The sequence below is a fragment of the Cobetia sp. 1CM21F genome (genome assembly GCF_023161745.1).
GTDB lineage: Bacteria > Pseudomonadota > Gammaproteobacteria > Pseudomonadales > Halomonadaceae > Cobetia > Cobetia amphilecti.
This window is the reverse complement of the sequence record NZ_JALNTQ010000001.1, coordinates 444,266-467,534: the sequence shown is the minus strand read 5'-3', so window position 1 is coordinate 467,534 and position 23,269 is coordinate 444,266. Positions and strand designations below refer to the sequence as shown.

Sequence of the window (23,269 nt, the reverse complement as noted above, 5' to 3'; positions counted from 1 at the left end):
TGGTAGGACCAGGCGGATTTGAACCGCCGACCTCCACGATGTCAACGTGGCGCTCTAACCAACTGAGCTATGGTCCTATGTCAGCATGCTGAAATGCGAAGCAGTGTGGCGCGAAGTGCTTTGCCCTGTCAGCGAGGACGTATTCTACGCAACTCCCGTTTTGATGCAACCCCCTGATGATAAAAAATTTTCTCGCCATTCCGCCTTGCCATGATCAGGTAAAAAGAACGGGCACAGAGTGGGCACGGACCGGCCGCGCGCGTGGCACGCAAGCGAGGCACGTCATCGCGGCCAGGCCTGAAAAGGACTCATCCGGTCTGATCTGCCCTGCTCTGCCCTACGCCGCCAACCACTCCTGTCGAATGGCACAAGGTTGGCTGGCAGCGCACGGACACGACAATGGCTGGCCGCAGCGCCTCGACGGCTAGAGGAAGACCCGACGCAGCGCAGCTGCCAACACGGCCCCCAGCAAGGGACCGGCGATCGGCACCCAGGCATACTGCCAGCCCGAACTGCCCTTGCCAGCAATCGGCAATACCCAATGCGCGATGCGCGGCGCCAGGTCACGCGCCGGGTTCATCGCGTTGCCGGTCGGCCCACCCAGCGACAGGCCGATCGCCCAGACCAGCACACCGATCAGATATGGCAGCGCCTGATCGGTGACCAGCGCGCTGTCGACCATGCTGCCGATGGCGAAGATGAGCACCACCGTCGCGATCGCTTCACTGATGACATTGGCCGCCTTGTTGGCCACTGCCGGATCAGTACAGAAGACCGCGCGTTTGCGCAGCGGGTCTCGGGTCACCTCCCAATGCGGGTAATAGGCCGCCCACACCAGGACCGCCCCCATGAAGCAGCCCAGCAGCTCCGCCAGCATCATCCTGGCGACCTTGAGCTCGTCGGTATGCACGCCCAGCAGGTATTTCGCGATCGTCACCGCCGGATTGAGATCGCCGTAGGGCGACCCTGTCGAGGTCGAGACCAGCACCCCGACCATCACGGCAAATCCCCAGCCGGCATTGACCATCAACCAGCTGGAACCCGCTCCCTTGGTGCCCCTGAGCATCGCATTGGCGACCACGCCACCTCCCAGCAGAATCATGAAGGTGGTACCCAGAAACTCGCCCGTCATGACGTCAGTCCACATCTTGATGACCTCCGCCACTTGCCCCCTGTCAGTCGTCTACCGCCACCTCTCGCCCGCACGAACGCGCCCCATGACGATGGAGTGGTGCTATCGCCGGGTGATGGCAAGAAAAGGCGGAGACCCGAAATGACTTCGCCCCGTCGAGGGACGGGGCGAAGTCAGGCTACAGTGCCACAGGTGCAGGGGGCTGCTCCAGCGGATTGCGGCAAGGATTTGTTACAGCAGCAGATGCCACATCGAGGCCGCGATCAAGGCACCCGCCAGGGGGCCGGCGATCGGCACCCAGGCATACCCCCAGCCGGAGGCGCCCTTGCCGTGGATCGGCAACAAGGAGTGCGCGATACGCGGGCCCAGATCACGTGCCGGGTTGATGGCATAACCGGTCGCGCCACCCAGCGAGAGGCCGATGGCCCACACCAGCATGCCGACCAGATACGGCAGCAGGCCAGCGCTGATGGTGCCGGAGCCGACGATGGCACCGATACCGAAGATCAGCACCACGGTACCGATCACTTCGCTGAGCATGTTGCCCAGACGACACTCGACTGCCGGGTCCGTGCAGAACACCGCCCGCTTGAGGCCAGCATCGCTGGTGCGCTTCCAGTGCGGCAGATAGGCCAGCCACACCATCACGGCACCGGCAAAACAACCGAGCATCTGCGCGATGACATGCCGCGCCACATCCATGAGGGTGGCATGCACCCCGAGCAGATACTTGGCCAGCGTCACCGCCGGATTGAGGTCCGCCTGGGGCGAGCCGGTCGAGACGGCCACGAACACCCCGATCATCACGGCAAAGCCCCAGCCGGTAGTGATCACGATCCAGCCGGAACCATTGCCCTTGGTGTCAGACAACACCACATTGGCGACCACGCCACCGCCGAACAGGATAAGGAACAGACAGCCGAGAAACTCGCCTGTCATGACATCGGTCCACATGCTCAGTGGCCTCCGTCGCTTTTCACTCTTTCCACCGCTTCCAGCCAGCCGGCGTAGAGGCGCTCACGCTGCTCTTCCGCCATTTCCGGCGCGAAGGTACGCTCGCAATGCCACAGCTCGCTGATCTCATCCAGGCTTTCATACCAGCCGATATGCAGGCCGGCCAGATACGCGACACCCAGCGCCGTGGTTTCCAGCACGCGCGGACGATCCACCTTCACGCCCAGCATGTCAGACAGGAACTGCATCACCCAGTTGTTGCTGACCATGCCGCCATCCACGCGCAGATTCGCGCAGTTGATGGCCACGTCATCCAGCATGCACTCCTGCAGGTCACGCGTCTGATAGCACACCGACTGCAGGCCGGCCGCCACGATATCGGTGATGCCGGTGCCACGGGTCAGCCCCAGAATCGCGCCACGCGCCTGCGGGTCCCAGTGCGGTGCTCCCAAGCCAGTGAAGGCCGGCACCATGTAGACGCCGTGATCGGCCTTGGCCGCACGCGCCAGCGGTTCGGTCTCGGAGGCATCGGAAAACAGCTTCAGGCCATCACGCAGCCACTGCACGGTAGCGCCCGCCACGAAGATGCTGCCTTCCATGGCATAGGTCGGCTTGCCATTGAGGCGATAGCCCACCGTGGTCAGCAGACGATTGCGGGACAGCTCCATCTTCTCGCCGGTGTTCATGATCATGAAGCAGCCGGTGCCGTAGGTGCTCTTGCTCATGCCGGGCGTGAAACAGGCCTGACCGACCAGCGCCGCCTGCTGATCGCCGGCCACGCCGCGAATCGGCATCGCCGCACCGAACAGCTGCGGGTCGGTGGTGCCGAAATCATCACTGGAATCCAGCACTTCCGGCAGCAGGCTTTCCGGGATACCGAACAGCTCCAGCAGCTCGCTATCCCAGCACTGATCGACAATGTTGAACAGGCAGGTACGCGAGGCGTTGGTGGCATCGGTGACGTGACGCTTGCCAGCGGTCAGCTTCCAGATCAGGTAGCTGTCGACGGTACCGAAGGCCAGCTCGCCCTTCTCGGCGCGTGCGCGGACGCCTTCGACATTCTCGAGAATCCAGCGCAGCTTGGTCGCGGAGAAATACGGGTCGATCAGCAGACCGGTCTTCTGCTGGATCATGTCACCATGACCGGCATCGGAAAGCTCACGGCAGTACTCGTGGGTGCGGCGGTCCTGCCAGACGATGGCGTTGTAGACCGGCACGCCGGTCTCGCGGTCCCAGACGATGGTGGTCTCACGCTGGTTGGTGATCCCGATGGCGGCCACCTGCTCGGCGCCGACATTGGTATTGATCAGCGACTGACGCACGGTGCGCTTCACCGACCCCCAGATATCATCGACGTTGTGCTCGACCCAACCGCTGTCCGGGAAATGCTGCGGGAATTCTTCCTGTGCCAGACCTGTCACCGTCCCTTCACGATCGAACAGGATGGCGCGGGAGCTGGTGGTACCCTGGTCGATCGCGAGAATGCGCGTGGGTCCATCGACGCGAGAGTCTTTCTCTGGCTTGGGGCTAGACATTATGACTGTCCTTGGCTTCGAGGCTGCTTCTGAGAGTACACATCAGCGGGGACTGCGGTACTTCACTATATTGGCTCGGGTATCATGTGAGGGCGACAGGAGAAAGCGGGTTGGCTTTGTCCTCTCCGCGCTTGGCAGGCGCAGCGAGAACACTTCCTCTTGAACCATCACAACCGAACACGAAATGTTCGTCTTCGAATATCGCTGCAAACGTTAGCGCCAAATGCGCGCTATCACAAACGTATTACCAATCAATATCATTGTACCTTGGTCTCATGTCCATTGCGCCGACATGGCCTGTTGCAGCTTCGCAACACCTTGACGCCATTCGTCAAATTGCACTGACGCCCCCCTGTTGGATTAGGATGTAGCCTCACTGGACGACCCCACTCCCCAACGGCAACCGTGATGCGCACTTGCTGACATGAAGTGAACTCACGTTTCGCAAGCCGCTGACAACAAGAGAGCAGGATGATGCAGCCAAAGCGCCATCGCGCCATTGTCGAACTGATCACGCGTCAGGGATATGCCTCCATCGAGCAGCTGGCCAGTCACTTCGATGTCACGCCACAGACCATTCGTCGCGACCTCAATCAGCTGTCCGAGGCCGGTGCGCTCAAGCGCGTGCACGGGGGCGCGGGGCTTGAATCCAGTACCGTCAGCACCGCCTACAGCACCCGCAAGACATTGAACCTGGGCGCCAAGCGGCGCATGGCGGCCGCCCTGGCCAGGCAGATTCCCGACCACGCCTCGCTGTTCATCAACATCGGCACCAGCAACGAGATGGTGGCCGAGGCGCTATGTGATCACCACGGACTTGAAGTCATCACCAACAACCTGAACGTGGCGGCCATCCTCCAGCACAAGGAGGATTTCAATGTCATCGTGGCCGGCGGCATGGTGCGTTCTCGCGATGGCGGCATCATCGGTGAGGCCACCATCGACTTCATCAACCAGTTCAAGGTCGACTTCGGGATCATCGGCATCAGCGGCATCGATGAAGATGGCTCGCTGCTGGAATTCGACTATCAGGAAGTGCGAGTCGCCCAGGCGATCATCCACAACTCACGCCAGGTCTTCCTGATCGCGGATCACTCCAAGTTCCAGCGCAATGCGGTCGTGCGCCAGGGCAACCTGAGTCAGCTCGATGCGCTCTTCACCGACATCCAGCCCCCGGAAAGCATCCTGACCCTGATGCGTCAGCACGAAGTCGCGCTGCATGTCGCCGGTGACGAGTCGCCGGACGAGAGTGGTGGCGCTTGAGCTCGATGACGCGTCACCCAACCCACTAGTCGTCTCGCAACCGACTCATCTCATAATCAGGTCATCGCGCAATCCGGTCATCGCACATCAAGGGGCCAGGCAATACGCCGACGTGCAGCCTGGCCCGGCTCTCATCCCTTATCCCTCGCCCCCTTTACTTCTTCCCCCTCGCCCCTTTTGCCCCCTTTGCACCAATGACCCTCGCATATCACGAAAGCTACCCAGCTGCTGACTGTGCGCTGCCCAGCGGCACTGCTTCGTCTCCGTATATCGTGTCACGACGCTTGATCAGTCACTGCGGGCATCGTCTGCGCCGCCCGCACGGCAACATGACAGCCAGGCGCTTCATGAAAATGTCACGCCATGATCAGAGACTGAGAAAAAACACCGGCAAGACAACAGGTTGAATATCAGGCAATCCTCGGTTGCCAGACACTCGCCCAAATGATCACTTCCGAAAGCTATCAGCACAGAAGAATCCCCTTGATGTTCGACTTTTGCTAAGCTATGTTCACTTTCGAAAACCTATTATCGCGCACCTTGCCGGTGCAGACTCATTCGCCCCACCCGGTAGCGCCGGGCACGAGCAGGAGCAGCCCATGTCCCGCGACAACGATGCACTTCTTGACCTCTTCATCATCGGCGGCGGCATCAATGGCGCCGGTATCGCCAACGATGCCAGCGGCCGTGGCCTGAGCGTGGCCCTGTGCGAGCAGAATGACCTCGCCAGTGCGACCTCCTCCGCCAGCAGCAAGCTGATCCACGGCGGCCTGCGCTATCTGGAGCACTACGAATTCCGTCTGGTGCGCGAAGCCCTGCAGGAGCGCGAGGTACTGCTCAAGAAGGCGCCGCATATCATCTGGCCGCTGCGCTTCATCCTGCCGCACCAGCCGCATCTACGTCCGGCGTGGATGATTCGCGCGGGCCTGTTCCTGTATGACCACATCGGCAAGCGCGAGACCCTGCCAGCCTCCAAGGGCCTCAAGTTCGGCGAGCAGAGCCCGCTGGTCAGCGAGATCAACCAGGGCTTCGAATACTCGGATTGCTGGGTCGATGATGCTCGTCTGGTCATCACCAATGCGCTGCAGGCGCGCGAGCAAGGCGCCGAGATCATGACGGGCACCCGCTGTGTCGGCGCCCGTGATGTCGAAGGCCACTGGGAGCTGACGCTTGAAGATGTCAGCAGCGGCGAGACCTTCATCCGTCGCGCACGCACCCTGGTGAATGCGGCAGGCCCGTGGGTGGAGTCCTTCATCAAGGGCGCCACCGAGCGCACGCCGCGCTACGGCATCCGCATGATCCAGGGCAGCCACTTGATCGTGCCGCGCATCAACACCGATGACCGCGCCTTCATCCTGCAGAACAAGGACAAGCGCATCGTCTTCGTGCTGCCCTATCAGGAAGACTTCAGCCTGATCGGCACCACCGACGTGCGCTACAAGGGCGACCCCTCCGAGGTGGCCTGCTCCAGCGATGAGACCGACTACATGCTCGAGGTGGTCAACCATCACTTCAAGCGCAAGCTCGGCCGCGATGACGTGGTCTCGACCTTCTCCGGCGTGCGCCCGCTGTGTGACGACGAGTCGGCAGACCCGTCCGCGATGACTCGTGATTACACCCTGCATCTGGATGACAGCGGCGCACCGATGCTGTCCATCTTCGGCGGCAAGATCACCACCTATCGCAAACTGGCCGAATCGGCACTCGAAGACCTCAAGCCGCTGCTGCCGAGCATGGGCGAGCCGTGGACCCACGAGAAGGCCCTGCCCGGTGGCGATATCGAGAGCCGCGCAGCCTTCACCCGCCAGTTGCAGCGCGACTACCCGTTCCTCGGCGAAGCACGCGCCCGACGCTTCGCCTCAAGCTACGGCAGCCTGTGCCTGCACTTCCTCGACGGCAAGAAGAGCGAGGCGGACCTGGGCGAGGACTTCGGCGCAGGCCTGAGCGCCGCCGAGATTGACTACCTGGTTGAGCACGAATGGGCGCGTGAGGTGCAGGACGTCGTCTGGCGCCGCACCAAGCTGACGCTGCGCCTGAGCGATGAGCAGAAGACGCGCATCGGCGACTACCTCAAGGAACGCCTGCTGGCACGCGCCGCATGATTAAAACCGGCTGAGCCAGCAGCAAAAGAAAGCCCGCCCCTCCTTGCCGGAGGGGCGGGCTTTTCGTTCAGGGACAGGCGGGATTTCAGGTCATGTATTGACGACTTACTGGATACCGCCCGCCGTCAGCTTGGCCGGGTCGAGCAGACGCTCCAGCTCCTCGCGTGACAACTCGGTCTCTTCCTCGGCTACATCCAGAATCGGACGCCCGGCCTGATAGGCCACCTTGGCCACTCGCGCCGCCTCGTTGTAACCGATCACCGGATTGAGCGCCGTGACCAGAATCGGATTCTTGGCCAGCGGGGCCTCGATGTTGTCCTGACGCACGTTGAAGGTGGCAATGGCCTTGTCCGCCAGCAGGCGGCTGACATTGGCACTCAGCGTGATCGAGGACAGCAGGTTGTTGGCGATCAGCGGCAGCATGACATTGAGCTGGAAGTTGCCGCTCTGCCCGGCGATGCCGATGGTGGCGTCATTGCCCATCACCTGCGCCGCCACCTGGGCGGCCGCCTCGGGAATCACCGGATTGACCTTGCCCGGCATGATGGAGCTGCCCGGCTGCAGAGCCTCAAGCTCGATCTCGCCCAGCCCTGCCAGCGGGCCGGAATTCATCCAGCGCAGGTCGTTGCTGATCTTCATCATCGCCACGGCGTAGGTACGCAGATGGCCGGAGAGCTCGACTGCCGTGTCCTGGGAGGACAGCGCCGCGAAGAAGCTCTCGGCGGGACGGAAGGCATGACCGGTCTGGTGCGAGAGGCGGTCGGCGATGCGTTCGGCGAATTCCGGATGCGCGTTGATGCCACTGCCGACGGCGGTGCCGCCCTGGGCGAGGCGCTCGAGGCGCGGCAGCACCTGCTCGATGCGCTCGATGGCCTGCCCGACCTGCGCCTGCCAGGCGCCCAGCTCCTGACTCATGCGGATCGGCATTGCATCCATCAGGTGAGTGCGGCCGGTCTTGACGACATCGTCCACCTCAGAGGCCTTGCGAGCGATCACCTCATGCAGATGGCGCAGCGCCGGCAACAGGGTGTCCGAGACAGCGATGACGGCGGACAGATGAATGGCCGTCGGGATGACATCATTGCTCGACTGGCCCATGTTGACGTGGTCGTTGGCGCCGACGGTCACGCCCTTTTCGCCCAGATGCTGATTGGCAAGCTGCGTCAGCACCTCGTTGACATTCATGTTGGTCGAGGTGCCGGAACCGGTCTGGAAGACATCGACCGGGAATTGATCGGCATGTTCGCCGTCGATGATCTGGCGTGCCGCCTTGATGATCGCCTCGGCACGCACGTCATCCAGCAGCTCCAGGTCACGGTTGACCTCGGCGGCGGCCAGCTTGATACGCGCCACGGCGCGAATGAAGGCAGCAGGTAACGGCTGGCCACTGACGGGGAAGTTGTCGACCGCTCGCTGAGTCTGGGCACCATAGAGTGCGCTGGCCGGCACTTCGAGTTCACCCATGCTGTCGCGTTCACGGCGGGTCTGGCTGCTCATGCTTGTCTCCCTGTGCTGTTGCATATGACGTCGCACCTGGCTGGCGTCACTGGTGGGCGGCTGGCAATAACGTGATCAATGACCTGATCGCCAGCTTCGATCCCCTGATGATCACTTGGGGACGCACAGGATACCAATCAAGCCGCTTGATGGTAGTGATTATCAATAACAATTACACATTCATGGCCGGGCTCCGTCATCACCCGCCTTGCAACGGCGCGGACGCACGCTTGCAAGATGGCTTGTCACCAATCCTCTGTTACGCAAGACGAGGCCTCGGTTACACTACCGAGCGTGCGAGGGCCTATGGCTGGCCCTTTCCAGCGGCCCACTACCACCTTAGCGAGGACAGCATGAAAAGCCTGAAAGAGCAGACTGAAGCGAAGGTTGAAGCTGGGCGCCAGGCCAAGCCTGATTTCATGAAGAATGTCGATGAGATCATCGAAAACGCCAAGGCTTTGCAACAGGGTGCGAATGCTCTCTCCGTGGACGAGAAGGCACCCGGGTTCGCGCTGCCCAACGCCGCAGGCCAGGCAGTGTCTCTCGAGGAATTGCTCGAATCAGGCCCGGTCGTGGTCACCTTCTACCGTGGTGACTGGTGCCCCTACTGCAGCTTGCAGCTGAGAGCCCTGAATGAGCGACTCGAAGACATTCGCGCTCACGGCGCACAGTTGGTCGCCATCAGCCCACAGGTGCCGGATGACTCGCTCTCCGCCACCGAGATCGACGAGATGCAGTTCCACGTGTTGTCAGACCAGGACGCAGAGGTCGCCTCTCGCTATGGCGTCGCCTGGAAGGTGCCGGACTATCTGATGGAACACATGCGCGTGGACCGTGAACTCGATCTGGATGCCATCAACAACGGTGATGGCAGTGTATTGCCCATCCCGGCGACCTTCGTCATCGCACAGGACAGAACCGTGAGCTGGCGTCATGTCGATGTCGATTACCGGACACGCTCGGAACCCGAAGATATCGTCAACGCCTTGAAGGAACTCGCCTGACACCCTCACAGGCGCTTGAGGCGCCCTAGACGCCTGCCACCGCCGGCGTCTGGGGTAATATCTCCCGCGCGAGAGGCAGCAGTCTTGAACCGCGACAGTCTTGAATAACCATAGTCTTGCGCCACCGCAGCCTTGAGCCACCTCGAGCCTGGATCAGCAGCGCAGTGGAGATTCCACGCCTCCACTGCATTTACATCAATGTCGACCACCACCTCATCTTCTCCAGCAACGGGACCCTGTCGCTCCAGATGTTCACCTCATTCTCGGTCACGATGACTGAACCCCTTCACCCTCGGGTAGCCTCTTCCTCATGACAAGCACAGTGAGATACGCCCGATGAAATGGTTCTCGCACAACCCTTACTTCACCTATCTGCACCGCCAGCGCCTGCATATCCTGCGCGTGACCGTCGCCCTGACGCTGTGCTTTTCCATCATCGAGCTGTTCAGCCTGCCGCACAGTTCCTGGGCATTGGTCAGCACCGTGATGGTCATGGGCAACCTGCCCCACGTCGGCGGTGTCATCGACAAGGGCTGGCAACGTCTGGTCGGCACGCTGCTTGGCGGCCTGTGGGGCCTGATCCTGATTCTGGTCGCCGAGCCTCTGCCGGGCGTGGTGCCCTTCTGGAGCATCGTCGGCATCGCCCTGGCACTGAATGCCACCTTCAGCAATCGCTATGGCTACAGCTCGCTGCTGTTCTGCGTCACGCTGCTGATGGTGATCGGTGATGGCAATCATGATCTCGGCATCGGGCTATGGCGCGTCTTCAATGTGGTGCTGGGCACCCTGATCAGCATCGTAGTCAGCATGGTGCTGCTGCCCCAGAAGGCGACGGATGTCTTCCGCTTCCTGCTGGCCGACAACCTCGACAAGCTGGCACGCCTCTACCACGGCCATACCAAGGCCGAGCGGGAGGGCGTCAATGAGGGTCTCGCGCTGGTGCGTGCCACCTCGGCACAGCTGGTCAAGCAACGCGGGCTGGTCGATGCCGTCGCTCAGGAAGGCCGTATCAATCGTGCCGACATCGAGGAAATCCTGTCCTTCGAGCGCCGCATGATCTCGACCATCGAGCTGCTGCAGGAAACCCACTGGAACACCCGCGAGGGGCATGAATTCATCGAGGGGCTGGATGGCCTGCGCGATGCCCAGCATCGTCTGGCCCGCGCCCTGGGGACCCTGGCCTTTCAGGTGCGCACCGGCCAGAGCATCGAACTGACGGTGACGCCCTTCGACCTGCAACGCTATGCCGATGTTCGCAATGTCGAGAGCCGCAACGGCCGCGCGCTGTTCAGCCCGGCAGGCTACCTGTGGCTCAACCGCGAACTGGCACGCCTGACCGAAGCCCTGGGCGAGCGCCTGGCCTTGCTGGAGCGGCTGCCGAGCCAGCGCCTGCAACGCCGACTGCCGGGCCATGGCCTGATCAGTGATGCACGCCGCCTGTTCCTGCCGGAAGACCCGACACCGGGCGATACGGCAGCCCCCACCAGACGCGAGAACAGCGCTGGCGAGCAACACTCTGCAGTCGGCAAAGCGCCTGCCAGCAAAGCGCCGGCGAGTGATGACAGCATCAGTGACAACAGCAGCGATGAGCCAGACCGCCACGACAGGCACCAGCCGGACTCGGCCGGCAATGAGACTGCCAGGAAAGACACATGAACTCAGTATCCGGAGTGACTCCCGCAAGCCAGCATGACGTGCTGATCGTCGGTGGCGGCGCGGCAGGTTTGACCCTGGCACTCAGCCTCGCCAATCGCCTGCCAGCCGGCCCGCGTACCCGCCGCGTCACGCTGTTGCGTCCGGCGCGTGAGGCACAGGGCGCCAGCCGCTGGGCGCAGGGCGGTATCGCGGCGGTGCTGGCGCCCGAGGACGATGTGGAATCCCATGTCGCCGACACCCTGATTGCCGGCGATGGCCTGTGCAACGAGCGCGCGGTGCGCTTCACCGTCGGTCACTCGCGGGAGGCCATCGAATGGCTGATCGCGCTTGGCGTGCCCTTCACCCCGGCCGACGCCGACGCCAGCTACCCCTTCCACCTCACCCGTGAAGGGGGGCATGGTCGCCGCCGCATCATCCATGCCGCCGACGCCACCGGGCGGGCGCTGCTCGATACGCTCAGCGCCCACGTCGAAGCCCACCCGAACATCGAGATTCTCGAAGACCTGCTGGCCGTCGACATCGCGGTCAACGCCGGCCGCGCCAGTGGTCTGTGGGTGATGGATGGCACGGGCCAGCGCCAATGGCTGGCAGCCAATGACCTGGTACTGGCCACCGGCGGTGCCAGCGGCCTGTTCGCCCACGCCACCAGCCCGAGCGCCAGCGTCGGCGATGGCATGGCGATGGCGATCCGCGCCGGCGCCAGCCTGATGAACCTGGAGTTCCAGCAGTTTCATCCCACCTGCCTGTATGACCCCGATGGCACGCCCTTTTTGATCTCCGAGGCGGTAAGGGGCGAAGGGGGACTGCTGCTGCGCCCGGATGGGCATCGCTTCATGGCCGATCATGATCCGCGCCTGGAGCTGGCGCCGCGTGATGTCGTAGCACGCGCCATCCTCGCCGAGATGCGCACGCACGGTCTCGAGCATGTCTGTCTGGATATCAGCGCGCTGGGGGCCGAGGCGATCGAACACCACTTCCCGACCATCGCCGAGCACTGCCTGGCACGCGGGATCGATATTCGTCATGCACCGATTCCCGTCGTCCCTGCCGCCCACTACAGCTGCGGCGGCATCGCCACCGGGCTGGATGGCGCCAGCGACCTGCCCGGGCTGTGGGCCATCGGCGAAGTCGCCTGCACGGGCCTGCACGGCGCCAATCGCATGGCCAGCAACTCGTTGCTCGAGTGCCTGGTGCAGGCGCGTGCCTGTGGTGAAGCGCTGGGACAGCCGCGCCGCGCCGACGAACCACGCCTGATCAGCACGCTCGACTCGCTGATGCCGCAGCACGCCACCCTGCTCACACAGCTTGCCGACAATGGTCAGGTCTGGCGCTGCGTGATGCGCCTGAGCGCCGACGAGGCGCGCACGCGCCTGCACAGCTTGCGCCAACTGATGAGTCTGCAAGCGGGGATCGAGCGCAGCCAGCACGGCCTGAGGGAGGCGTTGAAGCAGATAGCACAGTGGGTCTCGCTGGAGGCGGGGCAAACGGCGGAGCCCGAGCAGCACAGGCAAGCTTCAGCGCCGCGGGCAGGTCTCGATCATCTTGCGCTCTATCAAGCCCTGACACTGGCACCGCTGCTACTGCTCAGCGCCCATCAACGCCATGAGTCACGTGGACTGCACTTCATCCGCGACTTCCCGATGCCGGCGCCACGCGCCCGCGATAGCGTCATTCGGCTCTCGGCCTTCGCTGCCGCGACCTGAGCGGCTCTTGAGAAGGCTTAAGGCCCATGAGCAGGCTCAGCGTGGGCGGGAGCCCTGGGCAGCGACGCGCCGCAGGGCCTCCAATGGCGGCGGCTGACGCGGCAAACCATGCGGCGATGGCGGCCACAGCAACCACAGCCGCAGCTGGTGAAGGTCTTCGCTGGAGGCGCTATCCGGCCACAGCCATACCCGCTGGCTTTTCAGGTGCTGCTGGCCCGCGCCCTGCGCTCTCAAGCCCTGTAGCCCCATCCCCTGTGGCCCCACCCCCTGTGGCCCGAAGCCCTGCGGCGAGATCTCGAGCCCCAGCAGACGTGGTGAGCACCACAGACAGCGCACGTTGACGGGCTGCCAGCTGCGTGAGGCACCATCGGCCCACCACCAGCAGAGCTGCATCTCCGGGTGACGATGGCGCGCACCTGACGCAGGCGGGGTGTCGCTGGCTTCGGTCTCGGCTTCAGCCTCGTTCTCCGGCACTGGCGCCTGGCCACCGCTGGCAAGCGCCGCATCGGCGCAGAGACTGCCTCCAAGGGCCAGCCAGACTCGCGCCTCGGGGCCTTTGAGACGCCGCCGAGCCTGGCGCCACCATGACACCAGCTCTCCGGCCTGCAGCAGCCAGCCCAGCCCCAACACGCTCAGCAGCGCCATGACACCATCCGGCAGCTGAGCGAGCCCCTCAAACGCACAATGCCCCGCCTCGAAAGGCAGGGCATTGCGTAGATATTGCCACTGACAGGTCCACCAGGTACTGACAACCAACTGGCCAGTCGCCAGCTCGGCAAGCCGGACCCACAAGGCGAGACTCGCCGCCAACAGCCCGACGCGCAGGCTGGCGTGGGTCGCGAACGCCTGTCTAGAGGCCCTTGAACTGATCGCGCTCGCCATTCTCGGCATTGGCGATCACCATGTTGATCAGGCGCTGGTACTCGGCATTGCCGCACGGGTCGCGCTTCATCAGCCACACGAAGAGGTCCTGATCCTCTTCGGCCAGCAGCTGCACATAGAGCGCCTTGTCGTCTTCGCTCAAGGCGTCGAAACGCTGCTCCAGAAACGGCAGCAGCAGCAGATCGAGCTCCCACATGCCGCGACGCGAATGCCAATGAAGCCGCTTGCGAATCACATCTTCCATTGCCTGAACCTCAGTCGTCACATCAATGCGCGCAGTATACCCGAGGGGGGCGTCAGCGGCATCCGTTGACCCGTTGCTCGGGCAGGAATTGGCAATCCGTGCCGTGATCGGCAATGATGTCCCTAGTGCGTTGTTTTCTCAGGATTTGCCCATTATGCTGAGGAGATAACAATCACAAGGATGCGTGTGCCTGTCCGGTGACAAGAGGTCGCCCGGCTGCCGCATCACGAACGCCTTTCGCGAGAAAGGTGCAGGCATGGAGAGATCCGATGACCAAGTCCGAGCTGATCGAACAGATAGCCATGCGACAGCCTGAGTTGTCGCTCAAGGATGTAGAGGCCGCGGTTCGCATCATCCTCGATGATGTGACAGACGCCCTGGCCCACGGCGGTCGCGTCGAGATTCGCGGTTTCGGCAGCTTCTCGCTGCACTATCGTGAGCCACGACTGGGGCGCAACCCCAAGACCGGTGAGCCGGTGGACCTGGATGGCAAGTTCGTCCCCCACTTCAAGCCCGGCAAGGAGCTGCGCGAGCAGGTCGATGCCAGTCGCGCGCTGGGGTATTGACGACAGCGCGACTGATGACAGTGCCAAAGACGACGGCGCGGCTGACTGACAGCGCTGCCCGCAGAGGAAGACCCGGTGTGACGGGGCCGGCTGGCTCAGCGCCGGCCGACATCTGCTCAAGCCGTCATGCCAGAGACGACAGCCACCCACCTCACGGCGTCGCCGCCAAGACTCGCGCGATGGGCAGTGATACACTCGCTCCCAGATGATTCACGACTGCATTTCATGACAAGGAAACCGTTATGCGTTGGCTAAAAGGTCTCGTTCTGGCCGTGATCCTGCTGATCGTCCTGCTGGTCGGTATTCTCTTTGCCGTTCACAACCAGCAAGCCGTGCCCCTCGACCTCATCTGGGTAGAGCTGCCTGCTGCGTCCCTTTCCATGTGGCTGCTGTTCTCGCTGGCCATCGGCGTCGTGCTTGGCATGGTCGCGATGACCGGCATGTACCTGCGCCTGCGCACGCTGTTGACCCGTGCCCAGCGTCGCAACCAGCAGCAACGCAAGGAACTGGACCAACTGCGCATCCAGGAGATCAAGGAAGTGGCATAAATGCCTGATCTGATATTGCTGGGATTGCTGATGGCGGCCATCGCCATCGGATTCTGGCTGGGGCGGCGTGATCGTCGCCCCGATGAACAAGCACCGGCTCCTGCCACCCTGTCCCGCGACTACTTCGTCGGCCTCAATCATCTGCTCAACGAGCAGCCTGATCGTGCCATCGAAACCTTCGTTCAGGCCCTGGAAGTCAACAGCGATACCGTCGATACCCACATCGCGCTGGGCAATCTCTATCGCAGTCGCGGCGAAGTCGATCGTGCCGTCAAGATTCACCAGAACCTGCTGGCCCGCCCTGCCCTGGATAGCGAACAGGGCGAGCGTGTCCAGCTGGAACTGGCCCGCGACTTCATGCGCAGCGGTGTCTATGACCGCGCCGAGAAGCTGCTGGAAACCCTCCTCAAGCAAGCGCAACACGACAGCCATCGGCGTGCCGGCCGCCGCCTGTTGATCGACCTCCTCGAGCGGGAACGCGAATGGGAGGCCGCACTCGAAGTCGCCCACGCCATCCTGCGTCAGGAAGGCGGCATCCGCCGCGCGGCGGCCCACTGGCACTGCGAACTGGCCGCGCTGGATATCGCCGAAGGTAGTCAGGCGATGGCCCGCAAGCGCCTCAAGCAGGCGCTCTCCACCGATGAGAAATGCGTACGCGCCAACTGGATGCTGGCCGAGATCGAATTCGATCATGCCAACTACAAGCAGTGCATTCGCCTGCTGCAGCGCATTCCACGTCAGGACACCGGCTTCACCCCCATCATCCTCGAGCCACTGGGCAACGCCTTTCGCATGCTGGATGACGAGAGTGGCCTGGTACGCCTGCTGCATCAGGAAGTCGAGCGCGCGCCCTACACCACGACGGTCATCAGCCTTGCGCAATTGATCGAGCGCCGCGAGGGTGTCGAGGCCGCCGCCAGCTTCGCCAGCGAGCAACTGCATCGCCACCCCAGCCTGCGCGGCGTCGACTACCTGCTTGATCTCTACCTGCTGGATGCCGATGAGCGCGAGACCGAGCGTTTCAATCTGCTCAAGCGTCATACCCAGCAACTGATCCAGGCGCGTCCTCGCCATCGCTGTCATCGCTGCGGCTTCGAAGCCTCGATGCTGCTCTGGCAATGTCCGAAGTGCCGCCACTGGGGCACGGTCAAGCCGATCACCGGCCTGGAAGGCGAGTAACGGCGCCAGCTGCTAGACAGATACCAGCAGACAGACAGACCACAGACATCAGAACGAAAAGCCCCCTGCAGCACGCTGCAGGGGGCTTTTTCATGCCGCTTTCATGACTTCCGGGCTGGCGCTATCGAACTGACGCTACCGAGCTTATCAGCCCTGCTCGGCGGCACGCTCGCGCAGGCGTGGCGAGAGCAGCTCGCCCACGAGACAGGTTGCCAGGATGACGGCCACGAAATACGGCCAGTCGCCGAATGACAGCTCTGCGACGCCCAGGGCATCGACGAAGATCGCCAGGATGCAGAGCGGGCTGACATAGCGAATCATGAACAGCCACAGACGATAGCCGGCATCGCTCAGATTCAGCTCATCGCGCAGCATGCTGCTCTTGAAGACAAACCCGGCCAGCAGCGCCATGGCGATGCCACCGATCGGCATCATCCAGCGCGAGGTCAGGTAATCGAGCCAATCGAAGAAGTGCTTGCCGGCCAGCGTCCAATCCGCGCCGAGATTGAACGACAGCATCGCGAACATCGCCACCAGCCACAGCACGCTGCCGGCCAGCCACGAGGCCTTGGTGCGGCTCATGTTGCGGTTCTCGCTCAGCCAGGCGACGGTCGCCTCGATCATCGAGATGGCGGAGGTCAGGGCGGCGATCGAGAGCATGGCGAAGAACAGCACCCCGAACAGCTGCCCGAAGGGCATCTGGTTGAAGGCCACCGGCAGACTCATGAAGATCAGCCCCGGCCCGGAGGACGGGTCCATGCCATTGGCGAAGATGATCGGGAAGATCGCCAGACCCGCCATCAGCGCCACCAAGGTATCGGCGATCGCCACCGTGAAGGTGGTGCGGGCGATGGAGGTTCCCGACGGCAGGTAGGAGCCATAGGTGAGGATGGCGCCGGAGGCCAGCGACAGGGTAAAGAAGGCATGCCCCAGCGCGGCCAGCACCCCTTCGCTGCTCAAGCGCGTGACATCGAAATCGAGCAGGAAGTGGAAGCCTGCCGAGAAGTTGCCCGAGGTCAGGGCATAGCCGATCATGATCAGCAGCATGATCACCATGCCCGGCATCATCCAGCGCACGCTCTTCTCGACGCCTTCCTGCACCCCGCGCCCGACGATCAGCATCGTCACCACCGTCACCAGCGTGGCCCAGCCACCCAGCGCCCAGGGGTTGGCGTTGCCGGCCTCGAAGATGGCGCCCAGCTCCGCGACGCTGTGTCCGGACAACGCGCCACTGGCCATCTTCCACAGGTAACTGAACGACCACCCCGCCACCACGACATAGAACGACAGGATCATGAAGCCGGCCAGCATCGCGATCCAGCCGAAGACCTTCCACAACGGGCTGGCCCCCGCCTCACGCGCCAGATTGGCAATCGCCTCGATGGGGCTGCCGCGCCCGCGCCGCCCGAAGGCGATCTCCGCCATCATCACAGGTACGCCCACGGCGAGAATGCAGGCCAGATACACCAGCACGAAGGCGCCTCCGCCGTACTCACCGGTGATATAGGGAAACTTCCAGATATTGCCCAGCCCTACCGCGGAACCGGTAGCTGCAAGGATGAAGCCCCAGCGACTGATCCAGAGATTCTTGGGTTGCTGTCTTGCCGTCATGGAATACCTTACGAGTTATTGTTGTGAGCCAGTGGTGATCGACGCAACGCCTGGCCGCCTTGGGTGCTCACACAGACCATTTTACTGATATGAAGCAGGTTCGTCCGCGATTCCCATCGAAAATCACCACGATTCCCTCAGAATTCCTCTGCGAAAACGCCATCACCACACGACGGCAATCACTCTACATTAGATGCTTCAAATTGGTAGCATTTGAAACGATGCCTGCCTCCCAGGTCTGACAAGCAACCTCGCCTGAGACGCACCGCGCCGCAAAAGGACCCGACATCCCCGCATCACTGGAGTAGGCTCATTCAAGAGACGCAGACGAGAACGCTCTGGCCAGAGAGTGCTGGGCCTGAGAGTGCCTGGCCTGAGAGCGTCGGGACAAAGAGCGTCTGGCCTCACCCAGCAGCGCAGACAAGGAGTCGTCATGCATCGTCAATTCGCGGTTATCGGACTGGGCTATTTCGGCAGCACCGTCGCGCGGGAACTCAGGCGCCATGACCATGAAGTGCTCGGCGTGGACGCCGATGAGAAGCGCCTCAATGCCGTGGCAGACCTGCTCAATCAGGCCGTGATCGCGGACCCCACCGACGAACATGCCCTGCAGGAGCTGGGGCTTGAGCAGTACGACGCCGTCTTGATCGATCTGGCCGACTCGATGGAACAGAGCCTGATCTGCGCGCTGCTGGCCAAGGAGCTCGGCGCCAGGGAGCTGTGGGTCAAGGCCACCTCGGATGCACACCACAAGCTGCTCAGTCGTCTGGGAGTCGATCACATCGTGCATCCGGAGTACGACCTGGGCGTGCGCGTGGCGGAAAGCCTCGCCTACCATGCCATGGTCGACTTCATCCATCTCGGCGATCACCAGTTCGTGGTCGAGCTGGAGGTCAGTGCACGACTGGGCGATGACTGCCAGCAGCTCGATCAGCTGCCCATCGATGACGACATCAGCGTGATCGCCCTGCGCAAGGGCAAGACCCTCGATCGCCAACCCTCCGGCAGCACGCAACTGGCCGCCGGTGACCATCTGGTCCTGATCGGCGAGCTGAGCGCGCTGCGCAAGCTGGGAGCACATATATGAGGCAGCGCTACCGGCGCTACCTCCGCCCCCTGACCCGCAGCCCACGTGGGCCCATCATCCATCTGTCGCCGCCGGAGATTCTGCTGAGCGGCTTTCTGGGCCTCGGCATGCTGGGCGCCTGCCTGCTGAAACTGCCCGGCATGCACCAGCAAGGGCTGAGCTGGCTGTCGGCGCTGTTCACCGCAACCTCTGCCGTCACGGTCACCGGACTCTCCGTCACGCCGCTCAGCGACTTCACCCTCGCGGGCCAGACCGTCGTGCTGATACTGATCCAGCTCGGCGGCCTCGGCTTCATGACCATCGCCGCCCTGTCGCTGGTGATGCTGGGCCAGCGCCTGCCGATGCATCAGACCAGTCTGCTGCGCGAGGCACTCAATCGTAGCAGCTCACGCGAGATAGGCCGCCTGCTCAAGATCATCACCGCCTTTGCGCTGACGCTCGAGCTGGCAGGCGCCTCCTTGCTGGCGTTGGACTGGGTGCCCGAGTACGGCTGGCAGGAGGGGCTCTGGCTGAGCCTCTTCCACTCGGTCTCGGCCTTCAACAATGCCGGCTTCACCCTGTGGCCGGACAGCCTGATGCGCGAGGCGGCCAACCCCCTGACCAGCGGCGTGATCGGCATCCTGTTCATGACTGGCGGCATCGGCTTTGCCGTCATCGGCGAGCTGCGCGAGCGGCGCCGCCAACATGGCTGGCGCGTATTGCTGCAGCCGTCACGCTTCTCGGTGCAGGCACGCCTGGTGATCGAAGCCACCGTGGCGCTCAACCTGCTGAGCCTGGTGATGATACTGGCGCTTGAATGGCGCAACCCCGGCACGCTGGGCGCCATGGCCAGTCATGGCGAACGCCTGCTCGCCGCCGCCTTCATGGCCATCACACCGCGCACCGCCGGGTTCAGCGTCATCGATTCCGCCGAGATGACACAAGCCTCGACCCTGTGGACCATGGCGCTGATGTTCATCGGCGGCGGCAGCGGTTCGACGGCCAGCGGCATCAAGTTGACCACCTTCGTGGTGCTGCTGCTGACCACGCGCGCCTTTCTGCGCAGCGAGCCCTCCCCAACCCTGCATGGCCGCCGCATCGGCGATGACACCGTCTTCAAGTCGATCGCCGTGGCACTGGCGGCGATGCTGCTGATCTTCAGCATGCTGTTCGGCCTGACCATCACCGACCCGGACCACGCCTTTCTGTCGCTGGCCTTCGAGACCGTCTCGGCCTTCGGCACCGTCGGCCTGAGCCACGGCCTGACGCCCGAGCTCTCGCCCGGCGGGCAATTGCTGATCATCGCGACCATGCTGCTGGGCCGCACCGGACCACTCGCCCTCGGCTACCTGCTGGCGACCCGCAGCCGCCCCGGCATCAGCTATGCGCGTACCGAGCTCTCGATCGGCTGATGTGCACGGGTGATGGCGCACGGCTGATGGCACACCACAAACGACGCCTCAGAACGACGAAAGCCCCGACGCAAGGCGTCGGGGCTTTCGTGAGCATGGTCACCCGCTCAGGGAGCGGCGGGTGAGGTCAGGCAATGACCTCAGTGATCATCATCATGATCATCGTGGTCATCATGCTCTTCAAGACGCTGATGTGCGTGCGTCTCGCCGTCGTACTCATCCACTCGGGCCTTGAGCTTCTGACCTGGGCGGAATGTCACCACGCGACGCGCGGAGATCGGAATCTCCTCGCCTGTCTTGGGATTGCGCCCCGGACGTTCGCGCTTGTCACGTAGATCGAAGTTGCCGAAACCGGACAGCTTCACCTGTTCATTTTCCCGCAGGCAACCGCGAATCTCGTCGAAGAATACCTCTACCATCGACTTGGCTTCGCGCTTGGACATGCCGAGTTCTGCGTGCAGATGCTCGGCAAGTTCCGCCTTGGTCAACGCTCCCATGTCCGCTCCCTCGTTCAAGTGGCGACTCATGCTCTCAGCGCCGCCCCGAAACGTGTGTGGCCATCGGTGACGATCGCATCGACTAACTGATTGATTTCCTCATCATTCAGCGTGCGCGAAGGATGCTGCCAGGTCAAGCCCAGGGCGAGCGACTTGTGACCATCGGCTACCCCCTGGCCCTGATAGACGTCAAACAGGCGCAGGTCCGTCAGCCATTCACCGGCTTGCGAGCGGATGGCGTCGAGCAGCGACTGCACGTGAACGCCCTCTTCGACCACGAAGGCCAGGTCACGACGCACTTCAGGATACCTGGAGAGCGGCGCGAAGCGCGGCAGACGACCCGCGCAGGCAGAGGCCAGCGTGATCTCGAACACGAACACCTCGACCTTCAGGCCAAGCTTGGCGCGCGCCGCCGGGTGCAGGGCGCCCATCCAGCCCGCCGGCTCGCCATTGAAGAACAGCTGAGCGCACTGGCCCGGGTGCAGTGCCGGATGCTCGGCGGCTTCGAAGCGCCAGGCATCCAGATTGCCGCCCAATGCCAGCAGTGCCTCGACATCGCCCTTGAGATCGAAGAAGTCGACCTTGTCACGACCGCCATTCCAGCCTTCCGGCAGACGTGCACCGGTGATCAGGCCGCCGATCATCGGCGTCTGCTCGAGGGAGTCCAGCTCGCCGCGGAACACAAGCCCGGTCTCGAACAGGCGCACGCGCGACTGCTGACGATTGAGGTTGTGGCTCAGCGCCTTGACCAGCCCCGGCAGCAGCGAGCTGCGCATCACGGCCATGTCGCTGGAAATCGGGTTGGCCAGTGCCGGCGCCACCCCTTGCGGGTCCAGCGTCTTCTGCAGCTCAGGGGCGACGAAGCTGTAGCTGATCGCTTCCTGATAGCCCCGCGCCACCAGCTGACGACGCAGGCTGGTCAGCGGCTGGGTGGTCTCATTGGCCACGGCCGGCGCCAGACGCGCGTTCGGGCGGCTGACCGGCAGATTGTTGTAGCCATGGATGCGCGCCAGCTCTTCGATCAGGTCAGCCTCGATGCTGACATCGAAACGCCAGCTCGGCACCGTCACCTGCCATTGGCTATCGCCATTCGCGGCGACCTGCATGCCCAGACGCTCGAGAATCTCGACGATCTCGTCATCCGGCAGTGCCATGCCCAGCGTGCGCTCGACACTGGCGCCGCTCAGGCTGACGACGGCGGCCTTGGGCAGCGCTGCGTCGCTTGCGACCTCGATGACCGGGCCCGGCTTGCCGCCGGTGATCTCGAGCAGCAGGGCCGTCGCGCGCTCGATGGCATCACGCTGCAGCTGGGCGTCCACACCACGCTCGAAACGATGCGAGCTGTCGGTGTGCAGGCCGTAGCTGCGCGCCTTGCCAGCGACGCTCAACGGCGCGAAGAAGGCCGACTCGAAGAAGATGTCGCGCGTCTCGGCGTTCACGCCACTGCCTTCACCACCCATCACACCGGCGATGGCCAGCGGGCCATTCTCGTCGGCGATGACCAGGGTGTCGTCACGCAGCGCGACTTCCTGACCGTCGAGCAGCGTCAGCGGCTCTTCAGAGGCTGCCATGCGCACCTCGATGCCACCGTTCAGGCGTGCCAGATCGAAGGCGTGCATCGGCTGGCCGAGTTCGAGCAGCACGTAGTTGGTGACGTCGACGACGGGGTCGATGCTGCGGATGCCACTGCGACGCAGACGCTCCTCGAGCCACAGCGGCGAGGTCGCCGCGACATTGACGTCACGCACGACACGCCCCAGATAGCGCGGGCACGCCTCTGGCGCGCTGACGGTGACCGGGAAGGTATCGTCGATCTGGGCGGCGACCGGCTCGATGCTCGGCGCCGTGACAGCGAGACGGTTGAGCACGCCGACTTCGCGCGCCAGACCCTTGACGCTCAGGCAGTCGCCGCGGTTCGGGGTCAGATCGACCTCGATGGCGTTGTCGTCAAGATTCAGGAAGTCACGGGCATCGCGGCCCACCGGCGCGTCCGCAGCCAGCACCATGATGCCGTCGGAGGCTTCGGCTTCCAGACCCAGCTCGGAGGCGCCACAGATCATGCCGCGGGATTCGACACCGCGCAGCTTGGCCTTGCGAATCTTGAAGTCGCCCGGCAGCTTGGCGCCGACCTGAGCGAAGAGCACCTTCTGGCCAGCGGCGACATTCGGCGCGCCACAGACGACCTGCACCAGCGCACCGCTGCCATCATCCACCTGGCAGACATTGAGGCGATCGGCCTCCGGGTGCGGTTGCTTGTCCTTGACCTCGGCCACGACCACACCGGTGAACTCACCGGCGACCGCTTCGATACCATCGACTTCCAGACCGGCCATGGTGACCTGATCGGCCAGCTGCTGGGTGTTCAGTTCCGGCGACACCCACTCACGCAGCCACTGTTCGGAAAATTTCATCTTGCTG

The 23,269-nt window shown here is 63.3% G+C and carries 19 protein-coding genes and 1 tRNA gene; 10 read left to right on the top strand and 10 right to left on the bottom strand.

Annotation, left to right across the window (positions count from 1 at the left end; genetic code table 11):
* The 4 genes from MSG32_RS01925 to glpK form a co-directional block, all read right to left on the bottom strand.
* Positions 1-77, bottom strand: a tRNA-Val gene (locus MSG32_RS01925).
* Between the two features lie 347 nt (positions 78-424).
* Positions 425-1,147, bottom strand: a complete 723-nt coding sequence (locus MSG32_RS01920; RefSeq protein ID WP_248377228.1) for an MIP/aquaporin family protein — start codon at positions 1,145-1,147, stop codon at positions 425-427.
* Between the two features lie 216 nt (positions 1,148-1,363).
* Complete coding sequence (locus tag MSG32_RS01915) at positions 1,364-2,086, bottom strand: MIP/aquaporin family protein (RefSeq protein WP_052384798.1); 723 nt, start codon at positions 2,084-2,086, stop codon at positions 1,364-1,366.
* A 2-nt stretch (positions 2,087-2,088) separates the two neighbouring features.
* Positions 2,089-3,621 (bottom strand): glycerol kinase GlpK, encoded by a 1,533-nt coding sequence (glpK, locus tag MSG32_RS01910; protein WP_052384799.1) that lies wholly within the window; start codon positions 3,619-3,621, stop codon positions 2,089-2,091.
* 471 nt (positions 3,622-4,092) lie between these two features.
* On the opposite strand from glpK, the gene MSG32_RS01905 reads away from it, so the two are divergent.
* Positions 4,093-4,884 carry a DeoR/GlpR family transcriptional regulator gene (locus tag MSG32_RS01905; protein ID WP_248377226.1) on the top strand — a complete coding sequence of 264 codons (792 nt, stop codon included), beginning with the start codon at positions 4,093-4,095 and terminating at the stop codon, positions 4,882-4,884.
* A gap of 599 nt (positions 4,885-5,483) precedes the next feature.
* Positions 5,484-6,986 carry a glycerol-3-phosphate dehydrogenase gene (gene glpD / locus MSG32_RS01900; protein WP_248377224.1) on the top strand — a complete coding sequence of 501 codons (1,503 nt, stop codon included), beginning with the start codon at positions 5,484-5,486 and terminating at the stop codon, positions 6,984-6,986.
* Positions 6,987-7,091: 105 nt separating this feature from the next.
* Here the strand turns inward: glpD and MSG32_RS01895 are convergent, their stop codons facing one another.
* Positions 7,092-8,483, bottom strand: coding sequence for a class II fumarate hydratase (locus MSG32_RS01895; protein WP_248377222.1), 1,392 nt, complete (start codon positions 8,481-8,483; stop codon positions 7,092-7,094).
* Between the two features lie 71 nt (positions 8,484-8,554).
* On the opposite strand from MSG32_RS01895, the gene MSG32_RS18055 reads away from it, so the two are divergent.
* The 3 genes from MSG32_RS18055 (at position 8,555) to nadB (ending at position 12,846) form a co-directional block, all read left to right on the top strand.
* Entirely contained in the window at positions 8,555-9,487 is a 933-nt protein-coding gene (locus MSG32_RS18055) for a peroxiredoxin-like family protein (protein ID WP_248377220.1), read from the top strand.
* A 336-nt stretch (positions 9,488-9,823) separates the two neighbouring features.
* Positions 9,824-11,143, top strand: coding sequence for an FUSC family protein (locus MSG32_RS01885; protein WP_248377218.1), 1,320 nt, complete (start codon positions 9,824-9,826; stop codon positions 11,141-11,143).
* Positions 11,140-12,846: an L-aspartate oxidase gene (nadB, locus tag MSG32_RS01880; RefSeq protein ID WP_248377215.1), complete on the top strand. Its 1,707-nt coding sequence runs from the start codon at positions 11,140-11,142 to the stop codon at positions 12,844-12,846. Before MSG32_RS01885 ends, nadB begins: the two co-directional genes overlap by 4 nt.
* 36 nt (positions 12,847-12,882) lie before the next feature.
* Here nadB and MSG32_RS01875 read toward each other — a convergent pair whose 3' ends face one another.
* Together MSG32_RS01875 and MSG32_RS01870 are read right to left on the bottom strand one after the other, a co-directional pair.
* Entirely contained in the window at positions 12,883-13,737 is an 855-nt protein-coding gene (locus MSG32_RS01875) for a hypothetical protein (RefSeq protein ID WP_248377213.1), read from the bottom strand.
* Positions 13,697-13,972: a succinate dehydrogenase assembly factor 2 gene (locus MSG32_RS01870; RefSeq protein ID WP_043335628.1), complete on the bottom strand. Its 276-nt coding sequence runs from the start codon at positions 13,970-13,972 to the stop codon at positions 13,697-13,699. Before MSG32_RS01870 ends, MSG32_RS01875 begins: the two co-directional genes overlap by 41 nt.
* A gap of 269 nt (positions 13,973-14,241) precedes the next feature.
* On the opposite strand from MSG32_RS01870, the gene MSG32_RS01865 reads away from it, so the two are divergent.
* The 3 genes from MSG32_RS01865 to lapB all read left to right on the top strand — a co-directional run bounded on the left by MSG32_RS01865 (position 14,242) and on the right by lapB (position 16,265).
* Complete coding sequence (locus MSG32_RS01865) at positions 14,242-14,538, top strand: integration host factor subunit beta (RefSeq protein ID WP_043335630.1); 297 nt, start codon at positions 14,242-14,244, stop codon at positions 14,536-14,538.
* A gap of 242 nt (positions 14,539-14,780) precedes the next feature.
* Positions 14,781-15,086 carry a LapA family protein gene (locus MSG32_RS01860; RefSeq protein ID WP_024952295.1) on the top strand — a complete coding sequence of 102 codons (306 nt, stop codon included), beginning with the start codon at positions 14,781-14,783 and terminating at the stop codon, positions 15,084-15,086.
* Positions 15,087-16,265, top strand: a complete 1,179-nt coding sequence (gene lapB / locus MSG32_RS01855; protein WP_043335632.1) for a lipopolysaccharide assembly protein LapB — start codon at positions 15,087-15,089, stop codon at positions 16,263-16,265.
* A 147-nt stretch (positions 16,266-16,412) separates the two neighbouring features.
* On the opposite strand, the gene MSG32_RS01850 is transcribed toward lapB, so the two are convergent.
* Positions 16,413-17,876, bottom strand: coding sequence for a sodium-dependent transporter (locus MSG32_RS01850; protein ID WP_248377211.1), 1,464 nt, complete (start codon positions 17,874-17,876; stop codon positions 16,413-16,415).
* A 433-nt stretch (positions 17,877-18,309) separates the two neighbouring features.
* On the opposite strand from MSG32_RS01850, the gene MSG32_RS01845 reads away from it, so the two are divergent.
* Together MSG32_RS01845 and MSG32_RS01840 are read left to right on the top strand one after the other, a co-directional pair.
* Positions 18,310-18,963 (top strand): TrkA family potassium uptake protein, encoded by a 654-nt coding sequence (locus MSG32_RS01845; RefSeq protein WP_248377209.1) that lies wholly within the window; start codon positions 18,310-18,312, stop codon positions 18,961-18,963.
* A complete protein-coding gene (locus tag MSG32_RS01840; RefSeq protein WP_248377207.1) occupies positions 18,960-20,354 on the top strand; it encodes a potassium transporter TrkG in 1,395 nt (464 codons plus the stop codon). The genes MSG32_RS01845 and MSG32_RS01840 overlap by 4 nt, the downstream gene beginning before the upstream one ends.
* Positions 20,355-20,494: 140 nt before the next feature.
* On the opposite strand, the gene ihfA is transcribed toward MSG32_RS01840, so the two are convergent.
* Positions 20,495-20,851 (bottom strand): integration host factor subunit alpha, encoded by a 357-nt coding sequence (gene ihfA, locus MSG32_RS01835; RefSeq protein ID WP_107336300.1) that lies wholly within the window; start codon positions 20,849-20,851, stop codon positions 20,495-20,497.
* A gap of 26 nt (positions 20,852-20,877) precedes the next feature.
* Positions 20,878-23,262 carry a phenylalanine--tRNA ligase subunit beta gene (pheT, locus tag MSG32_RS01830; protein WP_248377205.1) on the bottom strand — a complete coding sequence of 795 codons (2,385 nt, stop codon included), beginning with the start codon at positions 23,260-23,262 and terminating at the stop codon, positions 20,878-20,880.
* Between the last annotated feature and the right edge of the window lie 7 nt (positions 23,263-23,269).

Coding starts and splice junctions, on each gene's coding strand:
- MSG32_RS01845 (WP_248377209.1), top strand. CDS start 18,310: ATGCATCGTCAATTCGCGGTTATCGGACTGGGCTATTTCGGCAGCACC.
- glpD (WP_248377224.1), top strand. CDS start 5,484: ATGTCCCGCGACAACGATGCACTTCTTGACCTCTTCATCATCGGCGGC.
- MSG32_RS01885 (WP_248377218.1), top strand. CDS start 9,824: ATGAAATGGTTCTCGCACAACCCTTACTTCACCTATCTGCACCGCCAG.
- MSG32_RS01895 (WP_248377222.1), bottom strand. CDS start 8,483: ATGAGCAGCCAGACCCGCCGTGAACGCGACAGCATGGGTGAACTCGAA.
- pheT (WP_248377205.1), bottom strand. CDS start 23,262: ATGAAATTTTCCGAACAGTGGCTGCGTGAGTGGGTGTCGCCGGAACTG.
- MSG32_RS01905 (WP_248377226.1), top strand. CDS start 4,093: ATGATGCAGCCAAAGCGCCATCGCGCCATTGTCGAACTGATCACGCGT.
- ihfA (WP_107336300.1), bottom strand. CDS start 20,851: ATGGGAGCGTTGACCAAGGCGGAACTTGCCGAGCATCTGCACGCAGAA.
- MSG32_RS01920 (WP_248377228.1), bottom strand. CDS start 1,147: ATGTGGACTGACGTCATGACGGGCGAGTTTCTGGGTACCACCTTCATG.
- glpK (WP_052384799.1), bottom strand. CDS start 3,621: ATGTCTAGCCCCAAGCCAGAGAAAGACTCTCGCGTCGATGGACCCACG.
- MSG32_RS01850 (WP_248377211.1), bottom strand. CDS start 17,876: ATGACGGCAAGACAGCAACCCAAGAATCTCTGGATCAGTCGCTGGGGC.
- MSG32_RS01860 (WP_024952295.1), top strand. CDS start 14,781: ATGCGTTGGCTAAAAGGTCTCGTTCTGGCCGTGATCCTGCTGATCGTC.
- MSG32_RS01865 (WP_043335630.1), top strand. CDS start 14,242: ATGACCAAGTCCGAGCTGATCGAACAGATAGCCATGCGACAGCCTGAG.
- MSG32_RS01870 (WP_043335628.1), bottom strand. CDS start 13,972: ATGGAAGATGTGATTCGCAAGCGGCTTCATTGGCATTCGCGTCGCGGC.
- MSG32_RS01840 (WP_248377207.1), top strand. CDS start 18,960: ATGAGGCAGCGCTACCGGCGCTACCTCCGCCCCCTGACCCGCAGCCCA.
- MSG32_RS01915 (WP_052384798.1), bottom strand. CDS start 2,086: ATGTGGACCGATGTCATGACAGGCGAGTTTCTCGGCTGTCTGTTCCTT.
- lapB (WP_043335632.1), top strand. CDS start 15,087: ATGCCTGATCTGATATTGCTGGGATTGCTGATGGCGGCCATCGCCATC.
- MSG32_RS01875 (WP_248377213.1), bottom strand. CDS start 13,737: ATGCCGAGAATGGCGAGCGCGATCAGTTCAAGGGCCTCTAGACAGGCG.
- nadB (WP_248377215.1), top strand. CDS start 11,140: ATGAACTCAGTATCCGGAGTGACTCCCGCAAGCCAGCATGACGTGCTG.